The 21,361-nt window shown below is 74.5% G+C and carries 22 protein-coding genes; 1 reads left to right on the top strand and 21 read right to left on the bottom strand.

Going from position 1 to position 21,361, the window contains the following annotated elements; translation table 11 throughout:
* Positions 1-5 precede the first annotated feature (5 nt).
* The 7 genes from GCE86_RS05335 to argC are packed head-to-tail and all read right to left on the bottom strand — an operon-like array spanning position 6 to position 6,899.
* Positions 6-1,217 (bottom strand): argininosuccinate synthase, encoded by a 1,212-nt coding sequence (locus GCE86_RS05335; protein ID WP_154225889.1) that lies wholly within the window; start codon positions 1,215-1,217, stop codon positions 6-8.
* Complete coding sequence (locus tag GCE86_RS05330; protein WP_154225888.1) at positions 1,214-1,729, bottom strand: arginine repressor; 516 nt, start codon at positions 1,727-1,729, stop codon at positions 1,214-1,216. Before GCE86_RS05330 ends, GCE86_RS05335 begins: the two co-directional genes overlap by 4 nt.
* Positions 1,726-2,655, bottom strand: a complete 930-nt coding sequence (gene argF, locus GCE86_RS05325; RefSeq protein WP_154225887.1) for an ornithine carbamoyltransferase — start codon at positions 2,653-2,655, stop codon at positions 1,726-1,728. The genes GCE86_RS05330 and argF overlap by 4 nt, the downstream gene beginning before the upstream one ends.
* The gene (locus tag GCE86_RS05320) at positions 2,652-3,848 is read right to left on the bottom strand and encodes an acetylornithine transaminase (RefSeq protein ID WP_154225886.1); all 1,197 of its coding nucleotides are present in this window, start codon (positions 3,846-3,848) and stop codon (positions 2,652-2,654) included. Before GCE86_RS05320 ends, argF begins: the two co-directional genes overlap by 4 nt.
* A complete protein-coding gene (gene argB / locus GCE86_RS05315; RefSeq protein WP_154225885.1) occupies positions 3,845-4,732 on the bottom strand; it encodes an acetylglutamate kinase in 888 nt (295 codons plus the stop codon). Before argB ends, GCE86_RS05320 begins: the two co-directional genes overlap by 4 nt.
* Entirely contained in the window at positions 4,729-5,901 is a 1,173-nt protein-coding gene (gene argJ / locus GCE86_RS05310; protein WP_154225884.1) for a bifunctional glutamate N-acetyltransferase/amino-acid acetyltransferase ArgJ, read from the bottom strand. Before argJ ends, argB begins: the two co-directional genes overlap by 4 nt.
* Positions 5,898-6,899, bottom strand: coding sequence for an N-acetyl-gamma-glutamyl-phosphate reductase (gene argC, locus GCE86_RS05305; protein ID WP_154225883.1), 1,002 nt, complete (start codon positions 6,897-6,899; stop codon positions 5,898-5,900). Before argC ends, argJ begins: the two co-directional genes overlap by 4 nt.
* A gap of 231 nt (positions 6,900-7,130) precedes the next feature.
* Between argC and GCE86_RS05300 the strand changes: the two genes are divergently transcribed.
* A complete protein-coding gene (locus GCE86_RS05300) occupies positions 7,131-8,846 on the top strand; it encodes a beta-1,3-glucanase family protein (protein ID WP_167537029.1) in 1,716 nt (571 codons plus the stop codon).
* A gap of 50 nt (positions 8,847-8,896) precedes the next feature.
* Here the strand turns inward: GCE86_RS05300 and pheT are convergent, their stop codons facing one another.
* From pheT to GCE86_RS05230, 14 genes are all read right to left on the bottom strand, one after another.
* On the bottom strand, positions 8,897-11,446 hold the full coding sequence (gene pheT, locus GCE86_RS05295) for a phenylalanine--tRNA ligase subunit beta (RefSeq protein WP_154225882.1): 2,550 nt from the start codon (positions 11,444-11,446) through the stop codon (positions 8,897-8,899).
* 40 nt (positions 11,447-11,486) lie between these two features.
* Positions 11,487-12,584: a phenylalanine--tRNA ligase subunit alpha gene (pheS, locus tag GCE86_RS05290; RefSeq protein WP_154225881.1), complete on the bottom strand. Its 1,098-nt coding sequence runs from the start codon at positions 12,582-12,584 to the stop codon at positions 11,487-11,489.
* A gap of 171 nt (positions 12,585-12,755) precedes the next feature.
* Positions 12,756-13,640 carry a TrmH family RNA methyltransferase gene (locus GCE86_RS05285; protein ID WP_154225880.1) on the bottom strand — a complete coding sequence of 295 codons (885 nt, stop codon included), beginning with the start codon at positions 13,638-13,640 and terminating at the stop codon, positions 12,756-12,758.
* A 32-nt stretch (positions 13,641-13,672) separates the two neighbouring features.
* On the bottom strand, positions 13,673-14,065 hold the full coding sequence (gene rplT, locus GCE86_RS05280; protein WP_091263835.1) for a 50S ribosomal protein L20: 393 nt from the start codon (positions 14,063-14,065) through the stop codon (positions 13,673-13,675).
* A 32-nt stretch (positions 14,066-14,097) separates the two neighbouring features.
* Positions 14,098-14,292 (bottom strand): 50S ribosomal protein L35, encoded by a 195-nt coding sequence (gene rpmI / locus GCE86_RS05275; protein ID WP_148426695.1) that lies wholly within the window; start codon positions 14,290-14,292, stop codon positions 14,098-14,100.
* An 18-nt stretch (positions 14,293-14,310) separates the two neighbouring features.
* Complete coding sequence (gene infC / locus GCE86_RS05270) at positions 14,311-14,961, bottom strand: translation initiation factor IF-3 (RefSeq protein WP_091263828.1); 651 nt, start codon at positions 14,959-14,961, stop codon at positions 14,311-14,313.
* A 308-nt stretch (positions 14,962-15,269) separates the two neighbouring features.
* A complete protein-coding gene (locus GCE86_RS05265) occupies positions 15,270-15,743 on the bottom strand; it encodes a PH domain-containing protein (protein ID WP_244317187.1) in 474 nt (157 codons plus the stop codon).
* Positions 15,740-16,702, bottom strand: a complete 963-nt coding sequence (locus GCE86_RS05260) for a DMT family transporter (protein ID WP_154225879.1) — start codon at positions 16,700-16,702, stop codon at positions 15,740-15,742. The genes GCE86_RS05265 and GCE86_RS05260 overlap by 4 nt, the downstream gene beginning before the upstream one ends.
* On the bottom strand, positions 16,699-17,544 hold the full coding sequence (gene hisG / locus GCE86_RS05255) for an ATP phosphoribosyltransferase (RefSeq protein ID WP_154225878.1): 846 nt from the start codon (positions 17,542-17,544) through the stop codon (positions 16,699-16,701). Before hisG ends, GCE86_RS05260 begins: the two co-directional genes overlap by 4 nt.
* Before the next feature lie 43 nt (positions 17,545-17,587).
* Positions 17,588-17,851, bottom strand: coding sequence for a phosphoribosyl-ATP diphosphatase (locus GCE86_RS05250; RefSeq protein ID WP_154225877.1), 264 nt, complete (start codon positions 17,849-17,851; stop codon positions 17,588-17,590).
* A gap of 440 nt (positions 17,852-18,291) precedes the next feature.
* Entirely contained in the window at positions 18,292-18,789 is a 498-nt protein-coding gene (gene ribH, locus GCE86_RS05245) for a 6,7-dimethyl-8-ribityllumazine synthase (RefSeq protein WP_154225876.1), read from the bottom strand.
* 2 nt (positions 18,790-18,791) lie between these two features.
* Entirely contained in the window at positions 18,792-20,057 is a 1,266-nt protein-coding gene (locus GCE86_RS05240; RefSeq protein WP_154225875.1) for a bifunctional 3,4-dihydroxy-2-butanone-4-phosphate synthase/GTP cyclohydrolase II, read from the bottom strand.
* Positions 20,054-20,752, bottom strand: coding sequence for a nicotinamide riboside transporter PnuC (pnuC, locus tag GCE86_RS05235; RefSeq protein ID WP_154225874.1), 699 nt, complete (start codon positions 20,750-20,752; stop codon positions 20,054-20,056). The genes GCE86_RS05240 and pnuC overlap by 4 nt, the downstream gene beginning before the upstream one ends.
* Positions 20,749-21,360 carry a riboflavin synthase gene (locus tag GCE86_RS05230; RefSeq protein WP_154225873.1) on the bottom strand — a complete coding sequence of 204 codons (612 nt, stop codon included), beginning with the start codon at positions 21,358-21,360 and terminating at the stop codon, positions 20,749-20,751. The genes pnuC and GCE86_RS05230 overlap by 4 nt, the downstream gene beginning before the upstream one ends.
* Position 21,361: the final 1 nt, after the last annotated feature.

The raw sequence follows: 21,361 nt of genomic DNA, 5'->3' as shown, positions 1-21,361 counted from the left end.
GAAGGTCAAGACTGCGCCCCGCCGAGCCGGGCGTCCCGCGCGGCGGCCATCTTGCTGGGCAGGCCCCAGAGCTGCACGAAGCCCTTGGCGAGGGACTGGTCGAAGGTGTCCCCGGTGTCGTAGGTGGCCATGCCGAAGTCGTAGAGGCTGGCCTCGGAGCGCCGGCCCGTGACGGTGGCCCGGCCGCCGTGCAGGGTGAGCCGCACCTCGCCCGAGACGTGCTGCTGGGCGTCGTCGATGAACGCGTCGAGGGCCTTCTTCAGCGGCGAGAACCAGAGACCGTCGTAGACCAGCTCGCCCCAGCGCTGGTCGACGCCGCGCTTGAACCGGGCCAGGTCCCGCTCGACGGTGACCGCCTCCAGCTCCTGGTGCGCGGCGATCAGCGCGATGGCGCCGGGCGCCTCGTAGACCTCGCGGCTCTTGATGCCGACCAGGCGGTCCTCGACCATGTCGAGCCGGCCGACGCCCTGGGCGCCGGCGCGCCGGTTCAGCTCCAGGATCGCCTGGTACGGGGTGACGGTCTCGCCGTCGACGGCGACCGGCACGCCGGCGTCGAAGGTGATGACCACCTCGTCGGCGTCCCGCGGCTCGGCCGGGTCGGCGGTGTACGAGTACAGGTCCTCGATCGGGCCGTTCCAGATGTCCTCGAGGAAGCCGGTCTCGACCGCGCGGCCCCACAGGTTCTGGTCGATGGAGTACGGCGACTTCGCCGACACGTCGATCGGCAGGCCCTTCTCCTCGGCGAACGCGATGGCCTTGTCCCGGGTCCAGGCGAAGTCCCGCGCCGGGGCGATGATCTTCAGGTCGGGGGCGAGCGCGCTCAGGCCGACCTCGAAGCGGACCTGGTCGTTGCCCTTGCCGGTGCAGCCGTGCGACACGATGGTGCCGCCGTGCTTCTTGGCCGCGGCCACCAGGTGCTTGACGATCAGCGGCCGGGACAGCGCGGAGACCAGCGGGTAGCGGTCCATGTAGAGGGCGTTGGCCCGGATCGCCGGCAGGCAGTACTCGGCGGCGAACTCGTCGCGCGCGTCGACCACCTCGGACTCGACGGCGCCGCAGTCCAGCGCGCGCTGCCGGATGGCGTTCAGGTCCTCGCCGCCCTGGCCGACGTCGACCGCCACCGCGATCACCTCGGCGCCGGTCTGCTCGGCCAGGTAGGGAATGGCGACGGAGGTGTCGAGACCCCCGGAGTACGCCAGGACGACCCGCTCGGTCATGGTGTGGTGCTCCCTTCAATGTTCTCTTCCCGGCGGGCCCACGCGGCGAGCTTGTCGCCCAACGCGGCGCCGCCGTCGGCCTCGCGGGCCACGACGAGGATGGTGTCGTCGCCGGCGATGGTGCCGACGATCTCGGACAGGCCCGCTCGGTCCAACGCGCTGGCCAGATAGTGGGCTGCGCCCGGCGGGGTGCGCAGCACGGCGATGTTGCCGCTGGAGTCGACCCCGTTGAGCAGCTCGCGCAGCAGCCGGACGAGGCGCGCCGGCGCCGCCTCGGCCTCGCGCAGCGGCCGGTGGCCGTCCTCGGGGATCAGGTAGACGCCCCGCCCGTCGCCGCCGCGGGCGGTGACCGCCCCGAGTTCCTTGAGGTCGCGGGAGAGGGTGGCCTGGGTGACCTGGATGCCGTCGCCGGCGAGCAGGTCGGCCAGCTCGGTCTGCGAGTGGATGGCCGTGTCCCGGATCAGCTCGACGATGCGGGCGTGCCGGGCGGTACGGGTCAGCGGGGCGGTCATGGTGTGGATGCCTCCAGGAGAAACGTCAGCAGCGCCTTCTGGGCGTGCAGGCGATTCTCCGCCTGGTCGAAGACCGCGCTGTGCGGCCCGTCGAGCACCTCGTCGGTGATCTCCTCGCCCCGATGGGCGGGCAGGCAGTGCAGCACGATCGCCTCGGCCACGGCGTGGCCGAGCAGCGCGTCGTTGACCTGGTAGGGCAGGAACGGCGTGACCCGGTCCTGGCCGTCGGACTCCTGGCCCATCGAGGTCCAGGTGTCGGTGGCGATCACCTCGGCGCCGCAGACCGCCTCGGCCGGGTCGGTGAGCACCCGCACCGAACCGCCGGTGCCGGCCGCGATCTTCTCGGCCCGGGCGACGATCTCGGGGTCCGGGTGGAAGCCGGCCGGGCCGGCGATCCGCACGTGCATCCCGGCGGTCGCCCCGGCCAGCAGGTAGGAATGGGCCATGTTGTTCGCCGCGTCCCCCACGTACGCCAGGGTGCGGCCGGCGGTGCCGCCGAAGCGTTCCCGGACCGTGAGCAGGTCGGCGAGGAGCTGGCAGGGGTGGTAGGTGTCGGTGAGCGCGTTGACCACCGGCACGGTGGCGTGCGCGGCGACCTCCGCGATCCGGTCGTCGCCGTGGGTGCGCAGCACGATCGCGGCGACGTAGCGGGACAGCACCCGGCCGGCGTCGGCGAGGGTCTCGCCCCGGCCGAAGTGGGTGACCTGGGTGTCCACCACGAGCGGATGCCCGCCCAGTTCGGCGATGCCGGCGTCGAAGGAGATCCGGGTGCGCAGGCTCTGCTTGTCGAAGAGCACCGCCACCGACCTCGGGCCGGCGAGGGGCTTGTGGGCGTACCGGTCGGCCTTCATCCGGGCGGCCAGGTCGAGCACGGCGGCCTGCTCGGCGGGCGAGAGGTCGTCGTCGCGGAGGAAGTGCCGGGTCATGCGGAAACCTCCGTGGGGGCGGCGGCCGGGGCCGCGGCGTCGAGGGCGGCCGGGAGTGCGGCCAGGAAGGCGTCGACCTGGCCGGCGTCGAGGATCAGCGGCGGGGCGAGCCGGACCACGCCCGGCTGCACCGGGTTGACCAGGAAGCCCGCCTCGCGCAGCGCGCCGGTCACCGCGCCGGAGACCGGCGCGTCGAGCACGATGCCCAGCAGCAGGCCGGCGCCGCGTACCTCGGCGACGAGCGGGTGGTTCAGCCCCTCGACGCCGCGCCGCAGCCGCTCCCCGATCCGCTTCACGTGGTCGAGCAGCCCCTCGTTGGCAATGGTGGCGACCACGGCGAGCGCGGCGGCGCAGCTGACCGGGTTTCCCCCGAACGTGGTGCCGTGCGAGCCGGGCGTGAGCAGGTCGGCGGCCCGCCCGAAGGCCAGGCAGGCGCCGAGCGGCAGCCCGCCGCCGAGGCCCTTGGCCAGGGTGACGACGTCCGGCTCGATGCCGTCGGCCTGGTGGGCGAACCAGTGCCCGGTGCGGCCGATGCCGGTCTGCACCTCGTCGACCACGAGCAGCGCGCCGTGCGCCGCGGTGATCCGGCGGGCCTCGGCCAGGTAGCCGGGCGGCGGCACGACGACGCCGTTCTCCCCCTGGATCGGCTCGACGATCACCATGGCGGTGGCGTCGGTGACCACCCCGGCCAGGGCGGCCGCGTCGCCGTACGGGACGTGGGTGACCTCGCCGGGCAGCGGGCGGAACGGGTCGGCCTTGGCGGGCTGGCCGGTCAGCGCCAGGGCGCCCATGGTGCGGCCGTGGAAGCCGCCGTGGGTGGCCACCACATGGGTGCGCCCGGTGAGCCGGGACAGCTTGAACGCGGCCTCGTTGGCCTCGGCGCCCGAGTTGGCGAAGAACACCCGGCCGGGCCGGCCGGCCAGCGCGAGCAGCAGCTCGGCCAGGGCCACCGGCGGCTCGGCGACGAACAGGTTCGACACGTGGCCGAGGGTGGCGACCTGCTTGGACACGGCGGCCACCACGGCCGGGTGGGCGTGGCCGAGGGCGTTGACCGCGATGCCGCCGAGCAGGTCGACGTACTCCCGACCGGCCTCGTCGACCACGACGGCGCCGGAGCCGGCGACGAGCGCCAGCGGCGGGGTGCCGTAGTTGTCCATCATGGTGGCGCCCCACCGCTGCACGAGCGTGCTCATTCCGCCACCACCATCGTGCCGAATCCTTCCGAGGTGAACACTTCGAGGAGCGTGGAGTGGGCGACGCGGCCGTCGACGACGTGCGCGGCGGGCACTCCCCCGCGCACCGCCCGCAGGCAGGCCTCCATCTTGGGGACCATCCCGGACTCCAGGGACGGCAGCAGCTTCGCCAGGTCGTCGGTGGTGATCTCGCTGACCAGGCTGGCCGTGTCGGGCCAGTCCGCGTAGAGGCCGGGCACGTCGGTGAGGACGACCAGCTTGCGCGCGTCGAGGGCGACGGCCAGCGCGGCGGCGGCCGTGTCCGCGTTGAGGTTGTGCAGGACCCCGTCGGCGTCCGGCGCGACCGTGGAGATGACCGGGATGCGGCCGGCCGCGATGAGGTCGGCCACCGCGGAGACGTCGACCGACTCCACGTCGCCGACCTGGCCGACGTCCACCGGCTCCCCGTCCACGTACGCGGGGCGGCGCACCGCGGTGAACAACCCGGCGTCCTCGCCGGAGAGGCCGACGGCGAACGGGCCGTGTGCGTTGATCAGCCCGACCAGCTCCCGGCCGACCTGCCCCACGAGGACCATCCGGACGACGTCCATGGCCTCGGGGGTGGTGACCCGCAGGCCCCCCTTGAACTCGCTGGCGATGCCGAGCCGGCCGAGCATGGCGGAGATCTGCGGCCCGCCGCCGTGCACGACGACCGGCTTGAGGCCGGCGTACCGGAGGAAGACCATGTCCGCGGCGAACGCCCGCTGGAGCTCGGGGTCGACCATGGCGTTGCCGCCGTACTTGACCACGACGGTGGCGCCGGAGAAGCGGGCCAGCCAGGGCAGGGCCTCGATCAGCGTCTCGGCCTTGGCCTGGGCCCGGGTGAGGTCGGCGGTGAGGCTCATGTCGAGTACGCCGAGTTCTCGTGGACGTACGCGTGCGACAGGTCGTTGGTCCAGATGGTGGCCGCCGCGTCACCGGCGTGCAGGTCGATGCGGATGGTGACGTCCCGGCCCGCGAGGTCGACCTTGGCCCGGTCCTCGGCGGCGGCGCCGCCCCGGCACACCCAGATGCCGTTGACCGCCACGTCCACGCCGTCGGGCTCGAACGCGGCGGCGGTGGTGCCGACGGCCGCGAGGATCCGGCCCCAGTTCGGGTCGTTGCCGAACAGCGCGGTCTTCACCAGGTTGTTCCGGGCCACCGAGCGGCCCACCTCGACGGCCTCGTCCTCGCTCGCGGCGCCGACCACCTCGATGGCGATCTGCTTGGTGGCGCCCTCGGCGTCGGCGATCAGCTGCTGGGCCAGGTCGTGGCACGCGGCCGTCACCGCGGCGGTCAGCTCCGCGACGCTGGGCTCGATGCCGGAGGCGCCGCTGGCCAGCAGCAGCACCGTGTCGTTGGTGGACATGCAGCCGTCGGAGTCGACCCGGTCGAAGGTGACCCGGGTGGCGGCCCGCAGCGCGGCGTCCAGGGTCTCCGGCCCGGCGACCGCGTCGGTGGTCAGCACGCAGAGCATGGTGGCCATGGCCGGGGCGAGCATCCCGGCGCCCTTGGCCATGCCGCCGACGGTCCAGCCGCTCCCCCGGGCCACCGTGGTCTTCGGCCGGGTGTCGGTGGTCATGATCGCCTCGGCGGCCGGGTGACCGCCGTCGCGGGACAGGCCGCGCACCGCGCCGCGGACGCCCGGGAGGAGCTTCTGCATGGGCAGCCGCTCACCGATCAGGCCGGTGGAGCAGACCGCCACCTCGCCGGCGCCGACCATGAGCCGGGGGCTGCTGGCGGTGAGCGCGGCGGCGGTGTGCTCGGCGGTGGCGTGGGTGTCCTGGAAGCCGGCCGGGCCGGTGCAGGCGTTGGCGCCGCCGGAGTTGAGCACCACGGCGCGGACCACGCCGCCGCGGACGACCTGCTGGCTCCAGAGCACCGGGGCGGCCTTGACGCGGTTGGCGGTGAAGACGGCGGCGACCCCGGCGTCGGGGCCGTCGTTGACGACGAGGGCGACGTCGCCGGCGCCGCTGGCCTTGAGGCCGGCGGCCACGCCGGCGGCGCGGAAGCCCCGGGGGGTGGTGACGGTCATGGTGCGACTCCGAAGGTCGACAGGCCGGTGGTCTCGGGGAGGCCGAACATCAGGTTGGCGTTCTGCACGGCCTGGCCGGCCGCGCCCTTGCCCAGGTTGTCGATGGCGCTGACCACGATCACCCGGCCGGAGTCGGCGTCGACGGTGGCCTGGAGGTGGCAGGAGTTCGAGCCGGCCGTGGCGGCGGTGTGCGGCCACGTCCCCTCGGGCAGCAGGTGCACGAAGGGCGTGTCGGCGTACGCGGCGGCAAGCACCTCGCGCGGGTCGGCGCCGCCGGTGGGGACGGCCGTGACGGTGGCCAGGATGCCCCGCGGCATGGGGGCCAGGACCGGGGTGAAGGAGAGGCTGGTCGCGCCGGTGGCCTGCTTGATCTCCGGCACGTGCTGGTGGGCGCCCACCTTGTAGGGCGACAGGTCGCCCATCACCTCGCTGCCGAGCAGGTGGGGCTTGGCGGACCGGCCGGCGCCGGAGGTGCCGGACGCGGCGACGACCACCACGTCGGCGGGGAGGACGGCCCCGGCGGCGATCAGCGGGGCGAGCGCCAGGGTGGTGGCGACCGCGTAGCAGCCGGTGCTGGCGACCCGGGCGGACGCCGCGATCGCGGCGCGCTGGCCGGGCAGCTCGGGCAGCCCGTAGGTCCAGGCGCCGGCGTGGTCGCCGCCGTAGTAGCGGGCCCACGCCCCGGCGTCGCGCAGCCGGTGGTCCGCGCCGAGGTCGACCACCTTGGCCGCACCGGGCAGGGCCGCGGCGAGGGCCGCCGACTGCCCGTGCGGCAGCGCCAGGAACACCAGGTCCGCGTCGGCCAGGGTGGTGGGGTCGGTCGCCCCGAACACGAGGTCCAGCCCGGCGAGCTGCGGGTGTACGGCGGCGACGGGCCGGCCGGCGGACGCATGGGCGGTGGCGGTGACCAGCTCGAACTCGGGGTGCCCGGCGAGGAGCCGGAGCAGTTCGCCGCCGGCGTACCCGCTGGCGCCCGCGACCGCGACTCGAATGCCCATACTCACCTCCGCATGACTATGCAACGAAGGCTAGCAGCGATGATCCGCTGCTGCAAGTTCATACGGTGTGGCGCATGAGACTGCACGGAGGCCCATTGCATTGACAGTTGCTTATGCCTACCCGATGCTGAGAGAGCGCTCTCTCGGGTCGTCCCGCCCGCGTCCGCGCCACCCCACCATGCCCACCACCCCGCGCCCGCCGCAGGCCGCGGCGGGTGGAAGGAGCCCCCCGTGCCCACCCCCCGGACACTGCTGCGCGCCCTGCTCGCGCTCGCGCTGGCCACCACCGGCGCCGTGGCGGCCGCCTCGCTGGCCCGCGCCACCGGCCCCGCCCTGCTCCCGCTGACCGTCACCAACGCCACCGGCCGCACCGAGCCCACCTGGCTGTACGTCCTCGGCACCGACCTGGCCACCGGACGGCTCGGGTACGTCACCGCCGGCGGCGCCTTCACACCCTGGCCGGCCGGTGGACTGCCGCCCACCCCCGCACCGGACGTCGCCGTGCCCGGCCCGGCCAACGGGGCGAGCACGGTGCTGCGGCTGCCCCGCAACCTCTCCGGCCGGGTCTACTTCTCCTTCGGCGCCAAGCTCAAGCTCTTCCTCACCCCGGACGGCCTGGTCCAGCCCGCGCCCTGGGCGGCCGGCGACCCCAACCGGGACCTGCTGTTCGACTGGTCCGAGTTCACCTACAACGACGCCGGGCTCTGGCTCAACAGCTCGCAGGTGGACATGTTCGCCGTGCCGCACGCGGTGAGCGTCACGGGCGCCACCGGGACCATCCGGCGGACCGGGCAACCCGTCGACGACGGGCGCAACCGGGTCATCGCCGCGATCCGCGCCCAGGCGGGCTGGAGCGGCGCGGTGCAGACCCGCTCCGACGGCACGATGCTGCGGGTGCTCGCCCCCGGCAAGGCCGCCGACGCCGGGCTGTTCAGCCGCACCTACCTCGACCCCTACATCGCCTCCGCCTGGCAGGCGTACGCGACCCGGACCCTGACCGTCGTGCCCTTCACCGACCAGCCGGGTGTGCGCTACTACGGGCGGACCAGCGGCGACGTGCTCACCTTCACCGACGGCGCGGGCCGGCAGGTGGCGACGTTCCGCCGGCCGTCCAGCGCGGACGTGTGGGGCTGCGACGGCGCGCTGGCCGCCCCCAACGACCTGGTGGTCGGCCCGATCGCCCGGACCCTCTGCGCCGCGCTGCACCGCTCCACGCTCGGCACCCTCGACGTGCAGCCCTCCGGCGGGCCGGCCGACTTCTACCGCGGCACGCTCACCAACCACTACTCGCGGATCGTGCACGCCAACATGGCCGACGGGAAGGCGTACGGGTTCGCCTTCGACGACGTGCTCAACCAGGAATCGCTCGTGCACGACGGCGACCCCCGGGCCGCCGGCATCACGCTCAGCCCGTTCGGCCCCGGCGGCGGCCCGAGCCCCTCGCCCAGCCCGTCGGCCACGGCCACCCCGGGCCCGTTCAGCGCCACCCGCTACCTGCGGGCCGGCGGCGGGCTCGACCCGGCCACCGGGGCGCCCGGCACGGTGAGCGTGGCCGCGGCCGGGGGCAACCACGACGGCACGCCCACCAACCCGCAGGTCTTCACGGCCCGGGGTGTCACCGCCCGGTGGACGGGCGGGGCCACCGCCTTCGACCTCTCCGTCGACGCCGGCACCGCCGTGGGCGACGGGGTCCAGGTGCGGGTCTCGTACGACCGGACCGGCGACGGCGGCTGGGACCGGGTGGAGACGTACGCCTACTTCGCCACCGATCCCGTACCCGGCTGGGAGCACTACCGGCAGACCCAGGGGCTGCGCTCCGCCACCGGCGCCCTCGGCGACCTGACCGGCGGCACGGTGCGGGTCGAGGTGTGGAACGCCATCGGCGGCACCCCGACGACACTGGGCGTCGGCGACTCCTCCCGGATCACGCTGCCCTACACCGGCTGAGCGCGCGGACGGGCCCCACCCGTGGTGGGTGGGGCCCGTCCGGTGTGCCGTCAGGCGCCGCGCAGGGTGGCGCCGAAGCGGCGGGCCGCCTCGGCCACCGCCGCGTCGCGGGCGGCCACCGCCTCCTCGCCCGCGAGCGTCCGGTCCGGGGCGCGGAACGTCAGCTTGTACGCCAGCGACCGGCGGCCCGCGCCGAGCTGCTCGGACGCGTACACGTCGAAGAGGCGGACGTCCTCCAGCAGCGGGCCGGCCCCCTCGGCGAGGGCCCGCTCCACCTCGGCGGCCGGCACCGACTCGTCCACCACGAGCGCCACGTCGATGAGGGCCGGCGGGAACGTGGAGACGGCCGGACCAGACACCACCGGCGCTTCGGGCAGCGCGTCCAGGTTCAGCTCCATGGCGCTGGTCCGCCGGGGCAGCTCCAGCGTGGCCACCACGGTGGGGTGCAGTTCACCGGCGTACCCGACGGTGGTGCCGTCCACCAGCAGCTCGGCGCAGCGGCCGGGGTGCCAGGGGGCGCGCTCGGCGGCCCGCACGGTGACCCGGTCGGCCGGGATGCCGGCGGCGGCCAGCACCGTCCGGCCCGCTTCGACGGCATCCGCCCAGCCGGCCGGACGGCCCGCGCCCCACCAGCCGGTCGGCTCCATCTCCCCGGTGAGCGCCACGGCGACGTGCCGCGGCTGGGCCGGCACCACGGCGTCGGCGCGGGCGAACTCCTCGTCGGTGGGGCGCCGGTCGACGCCCATGGCCGGCGGGGCACCCGCGCCGGGACGCGGGTGGAACACCACGCCGATCTCGTAGATCGCCACGTCCCGCTGGCCCCGGCCGACGTTGCGCTTCAGGATGCCGAGCAGCGGGCCGAGCAGCGTGGTGCGCAGCAGCGGCTCCTCCTCGGACAGCGGGTTGGCCACCCGCACCGCGGGGCGGCGCGGGTCGTCGGCCGGCAGGCCGAGCTGGTCGGCCAGCTCCGCGGAGACGAACGGGTGCGCCAGGACCTCGACGTACCCGCGCTCGGCGAGCGACCGGGCGACCGCCCGGCGGCGCTGCTGCGACGGGGTGAGGCCGCGGCCGGGCGGTGCCGTGGGCAGCACCGACGGCACCCGGTCGTAGCCGTCGAGGCGGACCACCTCCTCGACCAGGTCCGCGGGGTCGGTGAGGTCGGGCCGCCAGGTCGGCGGGGTGACGCTCAGGACCTCATCACCGGCCGCGGCGGCAACGCCCGTCTCGCCCGGGTCGTCGCCGAGCCGGTCGGCGCCCCGGGTGACCGCGCAGCCGACCTGCTCCAGCAGCTCCACGACCCGCTCCGGCGGGTACGCCACGCCGACGCGGCGCGACGGCAGGTCCACGGGCAGGGCCACCGGGGTACGCGGCCGGACGTGGTCGAGGTCGAGGATCTCGGCGCCGACGGTGCCGCCGGCGTGCTCGGCGAGCAGCCGGACCGCCTTCTCCAGCGCGACCAGCGGCAGCGCCGGGTCGACGCCCCGCTCCCAGCGCTTGGCCGCCTCGCTGAACAGCTTGTGCCGCCGCGCGGTGCGCCCGACCATGGCCGGGTCCCAGTGCGCCGCCTCGAAGAGCACGTCGGTGGTGGTGGCGACGACCTCGCTGGTCTCGCCGCCCATGACCGCGGCCAGCGAGATCGGACCGGTGTCGTCGCAGATCACCATGTCCTCGGCGACCAGCGTGCGGGTGACACCGTCCAGCGTGGTCAGCTTCTCCCCCGCCTCGGCGCGGCGGACCACCAGCGGGCCGGTGATCCGGTCCGCGTCGAAGGCGTGCATGGGCTGGCCGAGTTCGAGCATCAGGTAGTTGGTGATGTCGACGGGCAGCGAGATGCTGCGGACGCCGGCCACGGTGAGCCGCCGGGACATCCAGCCCGGGGTCTGCGCGGTCGGGTCGACGCCGCGGACCATCCGCGCGGCGAACCGGTCGCAGCCGACGGTGTCGCGCACCTCGACCGGGTACGCCGGCTCGGCGGTCGCGCCCGGGGCCGGGATGTCGGCCGGGTCGCGGAACGGCACCCCGAGGGCGTGCGACAGCTCGCGGGCGATGCCCCGGACGCTGAGCGCGTACCCGCGGTCCGGGGTGATCTCCAGCTCGACCACGACGTCGTCGAGGCCCACCACCGGGCGGGCGTCGTCGCCGGGCTTGGCCGGGCTGTCCTCGGGCAGCACGATGATGCCCGAGTGGTCGTCGCCCAGGCCCAGCTCCTTGGCCGAGGTGATCATGCCGTTGGAGTTGCGCCCGTAGGTCTTGCGCGCGCCGATGTGGAAGTCGCCCGGCAGCACACCGCCGGGGAGGATCACCACGACGCGGTCGCCCTGGGCGAAGTTGCGCGCCCCGCAGACGATCTCCTGCGGCTCGCCGGTGCCGTTGGCGGCGCCGACGTCCACCCGGCAGAACCGGATCGGCTTCTTGAAGCCGGTCAGCTCCTCGATCTCCAGCACCTCACCGACCACCAGCGGGCCGGTGACGGTCTCCCGCAGGTCCACCACCGAGTCGACCTCGATGCCGAGGTCGACCAGCGCCTGCTCCAGGTCGCCGGTGGGCAGGTCGGCCGGGAGGTCGACGTACTCCCGCAGCCAACTGACAGAAACTCGCATGACTGTTAAACCACCGTCTCCGTAACTCGTGCCCGCACCGTCAGACCCCGAACGCGCGGGTGAACCGCACGTCGCCCTCGGCCATGTCCCGCATGTCGCTGACCCCGTGCCGGAACATGACCGTCCGGTCGATGCCCATGCCGAAGGCGAATCCGGAGTAGACCTCCGGGTCGATGCCGCAGGCGCGCAGCACCCGCGGGTTCACCATGCCGCAGCCGCCCCACTCGACCCACTGCGGACCGTCCCGGTGCTCCGGGAACCAGACGTCGAACTCGGCGGACGGCTCGGTGAACGGGAAGTAGTGCGGCCGGAACCGGGTCTTCGCGCCCTCGCCGAACATGGCCCGCGCGAAGTGGTCCAGCGTGCCGCGCAGGTGGGCCATGGTGATGCCCTTGTCGACCACCAGGCCCTCGACCTGGTGGAAGACCGGGGCGTGGGTGGCGTCCAGCTCGTCGGTGCGGTAGACCCGGCCGGGCACCACCACGTAGATCGGCGGCTTGCGGGTCAGCATGGTGCGCGCCTGCACCGGCGAGGTGTGGGTGCGAAGAACAAGGCCCGAACTCGCTGCGCCACCGGATGCCGCTACCGCGGTGCCCTCCTGCGGTGCGATGTGGAAGGTGTCCATGAGGCCGCGCGCCGGGTGGTCGGCCGGGATGTTCAGCGCGTCGAAGTTGGTCCACTCCAGCTCGACCTCGGGGCCCTCGGCCACCTCGTAGCCCATCCCGACGAACAGGTCGCTGATCTGCTCCATGAGGGTGCTCAGCGGGTGGCGGGCGCCGCGCGGCCGGCGGTCGTAGGGCAGGGTGACGTCCACCCGCTCCTCGACCAGCACCCGCTCGGCCTGCTCGCGCTCCAGGACCTCCTGCCGGGCCGCGTACGCGGTCTCGATGGCGCGGCGGGCCTCGTTGACCCGCTTGCCGGCGTCGGACTTGGCGGCCGGCGGCAGCGCGCCGATCTCCCGGCGCGCGAGGGACACCGGGGACCGGTCCCCGAGGTGCGCCGGGCGCAGCGCGGTCAGCGCGTCCGGGTCGGCGGCGGCGGCGAACGCCTTCTCGGCGTCGGCCACGGCCGCGCCCAGGGCGTCCGGATCGAGCAGGGCGACCTGCTTCGGGTCGTACGGATCGTTGCGGTAGCTCATGGCGTACGGGCACTCCCTCACGGCGGCGCCGGCCCTCACGGGCGGCTAGGCGAGTCTACGGACGCGCGGCTTCGCCGCAGCCCGCCGGTGGGAGATCGCGCAGGAGGAAGGGTCAGGCCCGCCGCCCGCCGACACCGGCGGGCTGGCTAAACGAACGCCGAGGCGCGTTCATCATCCGGCTGACTCCCCTGCTGTGTGGCCGCGCGGACCATCGGGTCGGCGCAGTGCTCTGGCTGAAGCGTACAGGCAGACGGCCGCGGCCGCAGCCAGGTTCAGGCTCTCGGCGCGCCCGTGCAGCGGCACCCGGACCCGGGCGTCGGCCGCGGCGGTCAGCTCCTCGGGCAGCCCGTGCGCCTCGGAGCCGAAGAGCCAGGCGGTCGGGGCGGCCAGCCGGCCCGCGTCGGCGAGGTCGTCGAGGTCGCTGTCGCCGTACCCCGTGGTGGCGAGGACGGTGAGCCCGGCGGACCGCAGCGCCGCGACCACGGCGACCGGGTCGGTGGCGCGGACCACGTCGACGTGGAACAGGCTGCCGGCGGAGGACCGCACGCACTTGCCGTTGTAGGGGTCGACGGCGTCGCCCGCGAAGACCACGGCGCCCGCGCCGGCCGCGTCGGCGGTGCGCAGCACGGTCCCGGCGTTGCCCGGGTCCCGGATCTCGGCGAGCACCGCGACCAGGCGCGGCCCGCGTGCCAGGGCGGCGTCCAGGGACACGTCGAGGTGCCGGCAGACGGCCACGAGCCCCTGCGGCGCGACCGTCTCGGCGAGCGCGGCGAGGGCCTCGTCGGTGACCTCGGAGACCGGTACGTCGGACCGGGCCGCCAGCGCGGCGAGGTCGGCGTGCCGGTCCAGGGCGGCCGGGGTGCCGAACAGCTCGACCACGGTGCCGGCGCGGGCGAGCGCCTCGCGGACGGCCTGCGGGCCCTCGGCCAGGAACCGGCCGGTGGCCTCCCGGTCCCGCCGGCGCTGGAGCCGGCGGGCGGCGACCACCCGCGGGGTACGCGGGGTGAACGGGCCGGGAACAGCGTCGAGGCGCCTCCCGTGCGGTGCTGACGGCATGGGAGACGCCTCGATCTGCTGGTACGGGTGGGTCAGGCGGCCTGGGCCGCGGCGCCACCGGTGCCCTCGGCCGCCACGGCGGCGCGGGCCAGCTCGACGATCGCGGCGAACGCCGCGGCGTCGTTGACGGCCAGGTCGGCCAGGATCTTGCGGTCGACCTCGATGCCGGCCAGGCGCAGGCCCTGGATCAGCCGGTTGTAGGTCAGGCCGTTGGCCCGGGCGCCGGCGTTGATCCGCTGGATCCAGAGCTGCCGGAAGTCGCCCTTGCGGTCGCGACGGTCCCGGTAGGAGTACTGCATCGAGTGCAGCACCTGCTCCTTGGCCTTGCGGTAGAGCCGGGAGCGCTGACCGCGGTAGCCGCTCGCGGTCTCCAGCAGGGTACGACGCTTCTTCTGGGCGTTCACAGCCCGCTTGACGCGTGCCATCTCAACTCCTTCTTCGGTTCAGGTGGCGCGCGTCAGCGGCCGAGCAGCTTCTTGATGCGCTTGGTTTCGGCCTTGGCCAGTTCGACCGTGCCGGTCAGCCGACGGGTCTGGGTGGAGGGCTTCTTCTCCAGGTTGTGGCGGAGGCCGGCCTGCTGGGCGACGATCTTGCCCTTGCCGGTCACCTTGACCCGCTTGCCCATACCCGTGTGGCTCTTCATCTTCGGCATGTGGAACGTCTCTCCCTGTTACTGGCCGCTGGTGTCAGCGGTCGGGCCGGTCTCACCGGCTGCTGCGGTCTCGCCGGCCGCCGGGGTCTCGCCACCTGCCGGGGCGGCCGACTCCTCCGCGGCCCGGTCCCGAGGACCACCGCGGGACGCCGTGGCGGCGACCGCGGAGGCCTTCACGGCCCGGTGCGGAGCGAGAACCATGATCATGTTTCGGCCGTCCTGCTTCGGCGCGGCCTCGACGTATCCCAGATCCGTGATCTCGGACTCGAGCCGGCGCAGGAGCCGGTAACCCAGCTCCGGGCGGCTCTGCTCGCGACCGCGGAACATGATCGTCACCTTGACCTTGTCGCCCGCCTTCAGGAACCGCACCACGTGACCCTTCTTGGTCTCGTAGTCGTGCGGGTCGATCTTCGGCCGGAGCTTCATCTCCTTGATGACGGTCTGCTGCTGGTTACGCCGCGCTTCGCGCGCCTTCAGTGCGCTCTCGTACTTGAACTTGCCGAAGTCCATGAGCTTGCACACCGGCGGGCGCGCCATCGGCGCAACCTCGACCAGGTCCAGGTCGACGTCCGCGGCCAGCTGCAGGGCGCGCTCCAGCGGGACGATGCCCACCTGCTCACCCTCAGGGCCGACCAGTCGGACCTCACGTGCCCGGATCTGCTCGTTCACGCGTGGTTCGACGCTGATGGGGCCTCCTCGAGTCGAGTCTCCTACGGTGCCGACTCCGCTGGCTCCCGGACGGGAGCCGACCCGGAAAGCAGAAGGCCCCGGCGTATGCCAGGGCCCACTCGACCGGTCGGCACGATCACAGGATCGCGCATCCGGGACCGGGACGTGCCCGGAACCGGGAGACCGGGACCCGGCCACCTACGGGGGCGACTCGGGTGGGAGCAGGCGCTCCGCTTCAGGACCGCCCGCAGGGCAGTCTGGTCGACCCCGCAACACTACACCCTCGGCGCAGCCCGCCCCAAACCGGGTCAGCGCGGGGTCGCCGGATCGCCGGCCAGGGCGGCCAGGTGGGCCTGGTGCAGGCGGCGCAGGGCGCGGACGGCCTCCACGGCCCGCTCCTTGTCGGCCGCCTGGAGCGCGACCATCGGCAGCAGGTCGTCGTCGTGCAGCTCCAGGCTGGCCCACGGGGCGCCCCGGTCGAACCGGACCCCGCGGATCACCTCCCAGGGCAGCTCGTACGAGCCGATCACGTTCCGGACCCGGACACCCCGGGCGTCGGCCACCACCCGGGGGCGGGTGAAGAGCAGGAAGCCCAGGGCCCCGAAGACACCCAGCCCCACCATGGCGAGCTGGTCGCCCCGCTGGAAGCTGCCGTAGCCGTCGCCCGTCGCGCCGGTCAGGGAGGTGGCCACCAGGCTGAACACCACCAGCAGCGTGACGGCCGACGCCCAGCAGACCACCCGGACCCGCCGCGGCCGCACGGTCACCACCGAATCACTCACGAAACCAGTCTGCCATCCGGCTCGGGCTCGCGTTCCGCCGCCACACGGCGCGGGGCACGCCGCCGCACGCCGGCCACCACCACGGCCACCCCGGTGAGCACCGCCCCGGCCAGCACGGGCAGGCGCACCCCGGCGCCGCCGGGGACCGCCACGTCCAGCACCAGGGCCCCGCCGAGCTGCCCGGCCACCAGCGCGAGGCCGGTGCGCAGCACCCCGGCGGCGCGGACGCCGACCAGCAGGGCGAGCACGATGCCGACGCCGAACAGGCCGCCGACGTAGAGCCACCACTGGGCGGGCCAGTCCGGGCGGGTGGCCAGGGCACCGGCCAGCGCCGCCACCGCGGCGATCACCGAGGTGCTGACCGCGAAGTTCAGCGCCAGCCCGGCGGCCGGCCCGACCGCGGCGGCGACCCGGCCGTTGAGCGCGGACTGCAGCGCCACGGCGAGGCCGCCGACGACCGAGAGCAGCACCAGCCCGACGGCCAGGTCGCCGACCGGCCGGCCGAGCTGGGCCATGGTCACCGCGCCGATCCCGAGCAGCGCACCGACGACCCGGGGCGCGGTGAGCCGCAGCCGGCCCGTCGCGGCCAGGCCGGCCCGGTCGACGGCCAGCCCACCGAGGCTGCCCCCGGCCACCTGGGCGATCGTGAAGACCGCCACCCCGAGCGCCGGCACCACGATCGGGCCGATCACCACGATCGCGGCGCCGCCCAGCCCGCCCAGGTAGGCCCACCAGGGCAGACCGGAGTGGCGCAGCCCGGCCAGCCCGGTGCGCATGGCCGGGACGGTGACCAGCCCGAGCAGCACGACGAGGCAACCGCCGAGGTTGTTGACCATGGCGCCGACGAGGGGGTCGCCCGCCCGCTCCCCCAGCTCGGAGTTGACCACGCCCTGCGCGGCCGAGGCCACCCCGCCCAGGACGACCACGGCCAGGGCGGCCGGGACCGGCAGCGGCCTCACAGGCGACAGGCGTGGATGTTGGTGACCAGGATGGCCCGCGCGCCCAGCTCGTACAGCTCGTCCATGATCCGGTGGACGTCGTCGCGGAGCACCATGGCCTGCACGGCCACCCAGCCCTCGCGGTGCAGCGGGGAGACGGTCGGCGACTCGATGCCCGGGGTGAGCGAGCTGGCCCGGTCCAGCAGGCCGGCCGGCACGTCGTAGGCGAGCATCACGTAGCGGCGGGCCACCAGCACGCCGTGCAGCCGGCGCAGCAGCTGCTCCTGCTGGGAGCCACTGGGCGCGCCGGCCCGGCGGACCAGCACCGCCGAGGAGCGCAGCAGCGGCTCGCCGAAGACCACGAGACCGGCCTGGCGCAGCGTCGCGCCGGTCTCCACCACGTCGGCGACCACGTCGGCCACGCCGAGCCGGATGGCGTTCTCCACCGCGCCGTCCAGCCGGATGACCTCGGCCTTCACGCCCAGGTCGGCCAGGTGCCGCTCGACCAGCCCCGGGTACGCCGTGGCGATCCGGCGCCCGCCGAGCTGCTGCACCGAGTCCACGTCGTCGGGGCGGGCGGCGAACCGGAAGGTGGCCCGGCCGAAGGTGAGGTCGACGACCTCCTCGGCCGGCGCGCCCGAGTCGACCAGCAGGTCCCGCCCGGTGATGCCGACGTCCAGGTCGCCGGAGCCGACGTAGGTGGCGATGTCCTTGGGGCGCAGGTAGAAGAATTCGATGTCGTTGGGCTCGTCCCGGCAGACCAGGTCCTTCGGGTCGGTGCGCTGGCGGTAGCCCGCCTCGCGCAGCATCCCGGCGGCCGACTCGGCCAGGGCGCCCTTGTTGGGTACGGCGACACGCAGCATGGAGTGCTCCTTCGATCGATCAGGTGATCAGCGGACGGGGCACTCAGAGATGTCGGTAGACGTCCTTCAGCTCGAGACCGGTGGCCAGCATCAGCACCTGGGTCTGGTAGAGCAGCTGGGAGATCTCCTCCGCGGCCCGCTCCGGGCCCTCGTGCTCGGCCGCCATCCACGACTCGGCCGCCTCCTCGACGACCTTCTTGCCGATGAAGTGCACACCCTTCTCCAGGGCGGCGACCGTGCCCGAGCCCGGGGCGCCGGCGGCGGCCTTGGCCTGCAGCTCGGCGAACAACTCCTCGAACGTCTTCACGGAAGGCGATTCTTCCAGCCGCCCCGGGTGACGCCTCCCCCCGGGTCGGCCGACCACATCGTGGGCCCCTGCGCGCCTTCGCGCACCCGCTCCGGCTGCGCATGCTCGACGCTGTCGGGGCCGTCACCGCCCATCGGAGGCCGGGCTCGCCCGGCGACCTGGCGGGGCCGGGGAGCAGGGGCGGGCCTCCGGCAGCCGGCGGTAGCTCGTGGGCGCCTGTCGAGCTGACGTCGGAAACGACTCACCAGGACGCGGCGCAGGCCTCCCGACGGCCGTGCCGGCCGGGTACTCGTGGGCCGACCGGCCCTGTCGCGGTGAGTCGTTGGTGACATCAGCTCGACAGGCGGGGAGAAGTCGGCACCATCCACGTGCCGATCGCCCGGGAGATCCAGGACCCGTGTCCGGGCCGGCGGGGCCAAGCCGGGCAGCGGGCGGCCGGATCAGGCGAAGCCGACCCGGTGGCCGCTGGTGGCGTCGAGGCCGCGGATGGCCAGCGCGGCGTCCAGCGCCGCCACCGTGGCCGCCCAGCCCTTGTCCTCCGCCGAGCCGGGCAGCCCCGCCCGGTCCCGGGCCTGCTCGATGGTCTCCACGGTGAGCACCCCGTGCGCCACCGGCTTGCCCTCGTCCAGCGCCACCCGGGTCAGCCCCTCGGTGACCGACTGGCACACGTAGTCGAAGTGCGCGGTGGCGCCCCGCACCACCACGCCGAGCGCGACCACCACGTCGTACCGGCGGGCCATGGCCTGGGCCACCACGGGCAGCTCGACCGAGCCGGCCACCCGGGCCACGACCGCCCGCGCGCCGCTCGCCTCGGCGGCGGCCACCGCCCGGTCGACCATGTGGTCGGTGAGGTCGCCGTGCCAGCGCGCCGCCACGATGCCGACGGTCAGCCCGCCGGCGTCCACCGCGGCCACGCCCGGTTCGCCGAATCCCGCCATGTCTACGCTCCGATCTCGTCGCCGGCCACCGGGCGGCCCATCGGCGCCTCGGTCACCTCGTCCAGCCCCTCCAGGAGGTGGCCCATCCGGTCCCGCTTGGTGCGCAGGTAGCGCACGTTCTCCGGGTTGGACCGCACCGGCAGCCCCTCCCGGCCGCTCACCGTGAGGCCGTACCCCTCCAGGCCGGCCCGCTTGGCGGGGTTGTTGGTCAGCAGCCGCATCGAGCGGACGCCGAGGTCGTAGAGGATCTGCGCGCCGGTGCCGTAGTCCCGCGCGTCGGCCGGCAGCCCCAGGTCGAGGTTCGCGTCCACGGTGTCCCGCCCCTGGTCCTGGAGCTGGTACGCCTGGAGCTTGTGCAGCAGGCCGATGCCGCGCCCCTCGTGCCCGCGCACGTAGAGCACCACGCCCCGGCCCTCCTGCCCCACCCGGGCCAGCGCGGCCTGCAGCTGGGGGCCGCAGTCGCAGCGCAGCGAGCCGAAGACGTCCCCGGTGAGGCACTCGGAGTGCACCCGCACCAGCACGTCCTTCCCGTCGCCCAGGTCACCCATGACCAGCGCCACGTGCTCGGCGGTGTCGTGCTCGGCGCGGTAGCCGAGCGCCCGGAACACCCCGTATGGGGTGGGCATCCGCGCCTCGGCGACCTGCTCGACCTGCTTCTCGGTGCGCCGCCGGTGCGCGATCAGGTCCGCGATGGTGACCAGGGTCAGCCCGTGCTCGGCGCAGAACTTCTCCAGGTCGGGCAGGCGCATCATGGTGCCGTCGTCGTTGACCAGCTCGCAGAGCACCCCGGCCGGGCGCAGCCCGGCCAGCCGGGTCAGGTCCACGGCCGCCTCGGTGTGCCCGGGGCGGCGCAGCACCCCGCCCTCGCGGGCGCGCAGCGGCACCACGTGCCCGGGGCGGGCCAGGTCGGTCGGGTCGGTCGACGCGGCGGCGAGCAGCCGGATGGTGTGCGACCGGTCGGCCGCGGAGATGCCGGTGCTGATCCCCTCCCGCGCGTCCACGGTCACCGTGTAGGCGGTGCCCCGGCGGTCCTGGTTGGTGTGGTGCATGGGCGGCAGGTCCAGCCGGTCGCACTCGCTCTCGGTGAGCGGCACGCAGATGTAGCCGGAGGTGTAGCGGACCATGAACGCGACCAGCTCCGGGGTGGCCAGTTCGGCCGCGAAGATCAGGTCGCCCTCGTTCTCGCGGTCCTCGTCGTCCACCACCACGACGGGCCGGCCGGCGGCGATGTCCGCCACCGCCTGCTCGATGCTGCCAAAGCTGCTCATGCCACGGCCTCCGAGTACGTCGGCGGGATCGGGGTGCGGGCGGGCGGGGTGGCGCGGGAGGTCCGCCACCAGGCGTACAGGCCGGCGGCGCAGAACCCGCCGTAGACCAGGTACATGGCGGCCGACGGGTAGAACCCGCCCTGGAGCAGCAGCGGCACGCCGACGGCGTCGACGGCGATCCAGATCAGCCAGAACTCCACCCAGCCCCGGGCCATGCCATAGGTGGCGAGGAGGCTGCCGACGAGGATCCAGGCGTCCGGCAGCGGCCCCCAGGAGCCCAGCACGGCCAGCACCGGGTACGCGGCCGCGGTGCCGACCGCCGCGGCGGCGAGCAGGCCGAGCCGCTCCCGCCAGGTGGCCCAGCGCGGGACGACCGCCGGCTGCTCCCCGCCGCCGGAGCGGCGGTTGCGCGACCAGCGCCACCAGCCGTAGACGCTGACGGCGAAGAAGAAGACCTGCCGGCCGGCCTGGCCGTAGAGGTCGTGCGCCTGGGGGGTGGCGAACACCCCGCCGAGGAAGACGGTGAACAGCAGCGCGTTGCCGATCATGCCGACCGGCCAGGCCCAGACCACCCGGCGCAGCCCGAGCAGCGCCGAGGCGAGGCCGAAGACGTTGCCGACGATCTCCCGGACCAGCACCGGCGAGCCGGCCACGTGCACCTGGGCGTCGAGCAGCCAGCCGAGCGGGCCGGTCACCGGTCGCCTCCGCCCACGCGGTCGCCGAGCAGCCGCTCGACGTACTTGGCCAGCACGTCCACCTCGAGGTTCACCGGGTCGCCGACGCCCTTGGCGCCGAGGGTGGTGAGCTTGAGGGTGGTGGGGATCAGGCCGACGGAGAACCAGTCGTCGCCGACCTCCGCGACGGTCAGCGAGATGCCGTCGACGGTGATCGAGCCCTTCTCCACCACGTACCGGGCCAGCCCGCCGGGAAGCCGGAACCGGACCGTCTCCCACTGGGCGGCCGGCTCCCGGGACAGCACCTCGCCGACCCCGTCGACGTGCCCCTGCACCAGGTGGCCGCCGAGGCGGCTGTTCAGCGCGGCGGCCCGCTCCAGGTTGACGGGGTCGCCGGGGCGCAGCGCGCCGAGCGCGGTGCGCCGCAGCGTCTCCCCCATCACATCGGCCGTGAAGGTCCCGCTGTCGACGTCGACCACGGTGAGACAGACCCCGTTGACCGCGATGGAGTCGCCGTGCCGGGCGTCCGAGGTGACCAGCGGGCCGCGGACCGCGACCAGCGCCGAGTCACCCCCGGTCTCCGTGGTCCGGACGATCTCGCCCAGTTCCTCGACGATGCCGGTGAACATG

The organism is Micromonospora terminaliae, from assembly GCF_009671205.1.
Classification (GTDB): Bacteria; Actinomycetota; Actinomycetes; order Mycobacteriales; family Micromonosporaceae; genus Micromonospora; species Micromonospora terminaliae.
Note: the sequence above shows the minus strand (reverse complement) of the source record. Positions and strands in the feature narration are given on the sequence as shown.

Excerpts from the sequence above, each read along its gene's own strand:
- GCE86_RS05335 (WP_154225889.1), bottom strand. The coding sequence starts at position 1,217 with ATGACCGAGCGGGTCGTCCTGGCGTACTCCGGGGGTCTCGACACCTCC.
- GCE86_RS05330 (WP_154225888.1), bottom strand. The coding sequence starts at position 1,729 with ATGACCGCCCCGCTGACCCGTACCGCCCGGCACGCCCGCATCGTCGAG.
- argF (WP_154225887.1), bottom strand. The coding sequence starts at position 2,655 with ATGACCCGGCACTTCCTCCGCGACGACGACCTCTCGCCCGCCGAGCAG.
- GCE86_RS05320 (WP_154225886.1), bottom strand. The coding sequence starts at position 3,848 with ATGAGCACGCTCGTGCAGCGGTGGGGCGCCACCATGATGGACAACTAC.
- argB (WP_154225885.1), bottom strand. The coding sequence starts at position 4,732 with ATGAGCCTCACCGCCGACCTCACCCGGGCCCAGGCCAAGGCCGAGACG.
- argJ (WP_154225884.1), bottom strand. The coding sequence starts at position 5,901 with ATGACCGTCACCACCCCCCGGGGCTTCCGCGCCGCCGGCGTGGCCGCC.
- argC (WP_154225883.1), bottom strand. The coding sequence starts at position 6,899 with ATGGGCATTCGAGTCGCGGTCGCGGGCGCCAGCGGGTACGCCGGCGGC.
- pheT (WP_154225882.1), bottom strand. The coding sequence starts at position 11,446 with ATGCGAGTTTCTGTCAGTTGGCTGCGGGAGTACGTCGACCTCCCGGCC.
- pheS (WP_154225881.1), bottom strand. The coding sequence starts at position 12,584 with ATGAGCTACCGCAACGATCCGTACGACCCGAAGCAGGTCGCCCTGCTC.
- GCE86_RS05285 (WP_154225880.1), bottom strand. The coding sequence starts at position 13,640 with ATGCCGTCAGCACCGCACGGGAGGCGCCTCGACGCTGTTCCCGGCCCG.
- rplT (WP_091263835.1), bottom strand. The coding sequence starts at position 14,065 with ATGGCACGCGTCAAGCGGGCTGTGAACGCCCAGAAGAAGCGTCGTACC.
- rpmI (WP_148426695.1), bottom strand. The coding sequence starts at position 14,292 with ATGCCGAAGATGAAGAGCCACACGGGTATGGGCAAGCGGGTCAAGGTG.
- hisG (WP_154225878.1), bottom strand. The coding sequence starts at position 17,544 with ATGCTGCGTGTCGCCGTACCCAACAAGGGCGCCCTGGCCGAGTCGGCC.
- ribH (WP_154225876.1), bottom strand. The coding sequence starts at position 18,789 with ATGGCGGGATTCGGCGAACCGGGCGTGGCCGCGGTGGACGCCGGCGGG.
- GCE86_RS05240 (WP_154225875.1), bottom strand. The coding sequence starts at position 20,057 with ATGAGCAGCTTTGGCAGCATCGAGCAGGCGGTGGCGGACATCGCCGCC.
- GCE86_RS05230 (WP_154225873.1), bottom strand. The coding sequence starts at position 21,360 with ATGTTCACCGGCATCGTCGAGGAACTGGGCGAGATCGTCCGGACCACG.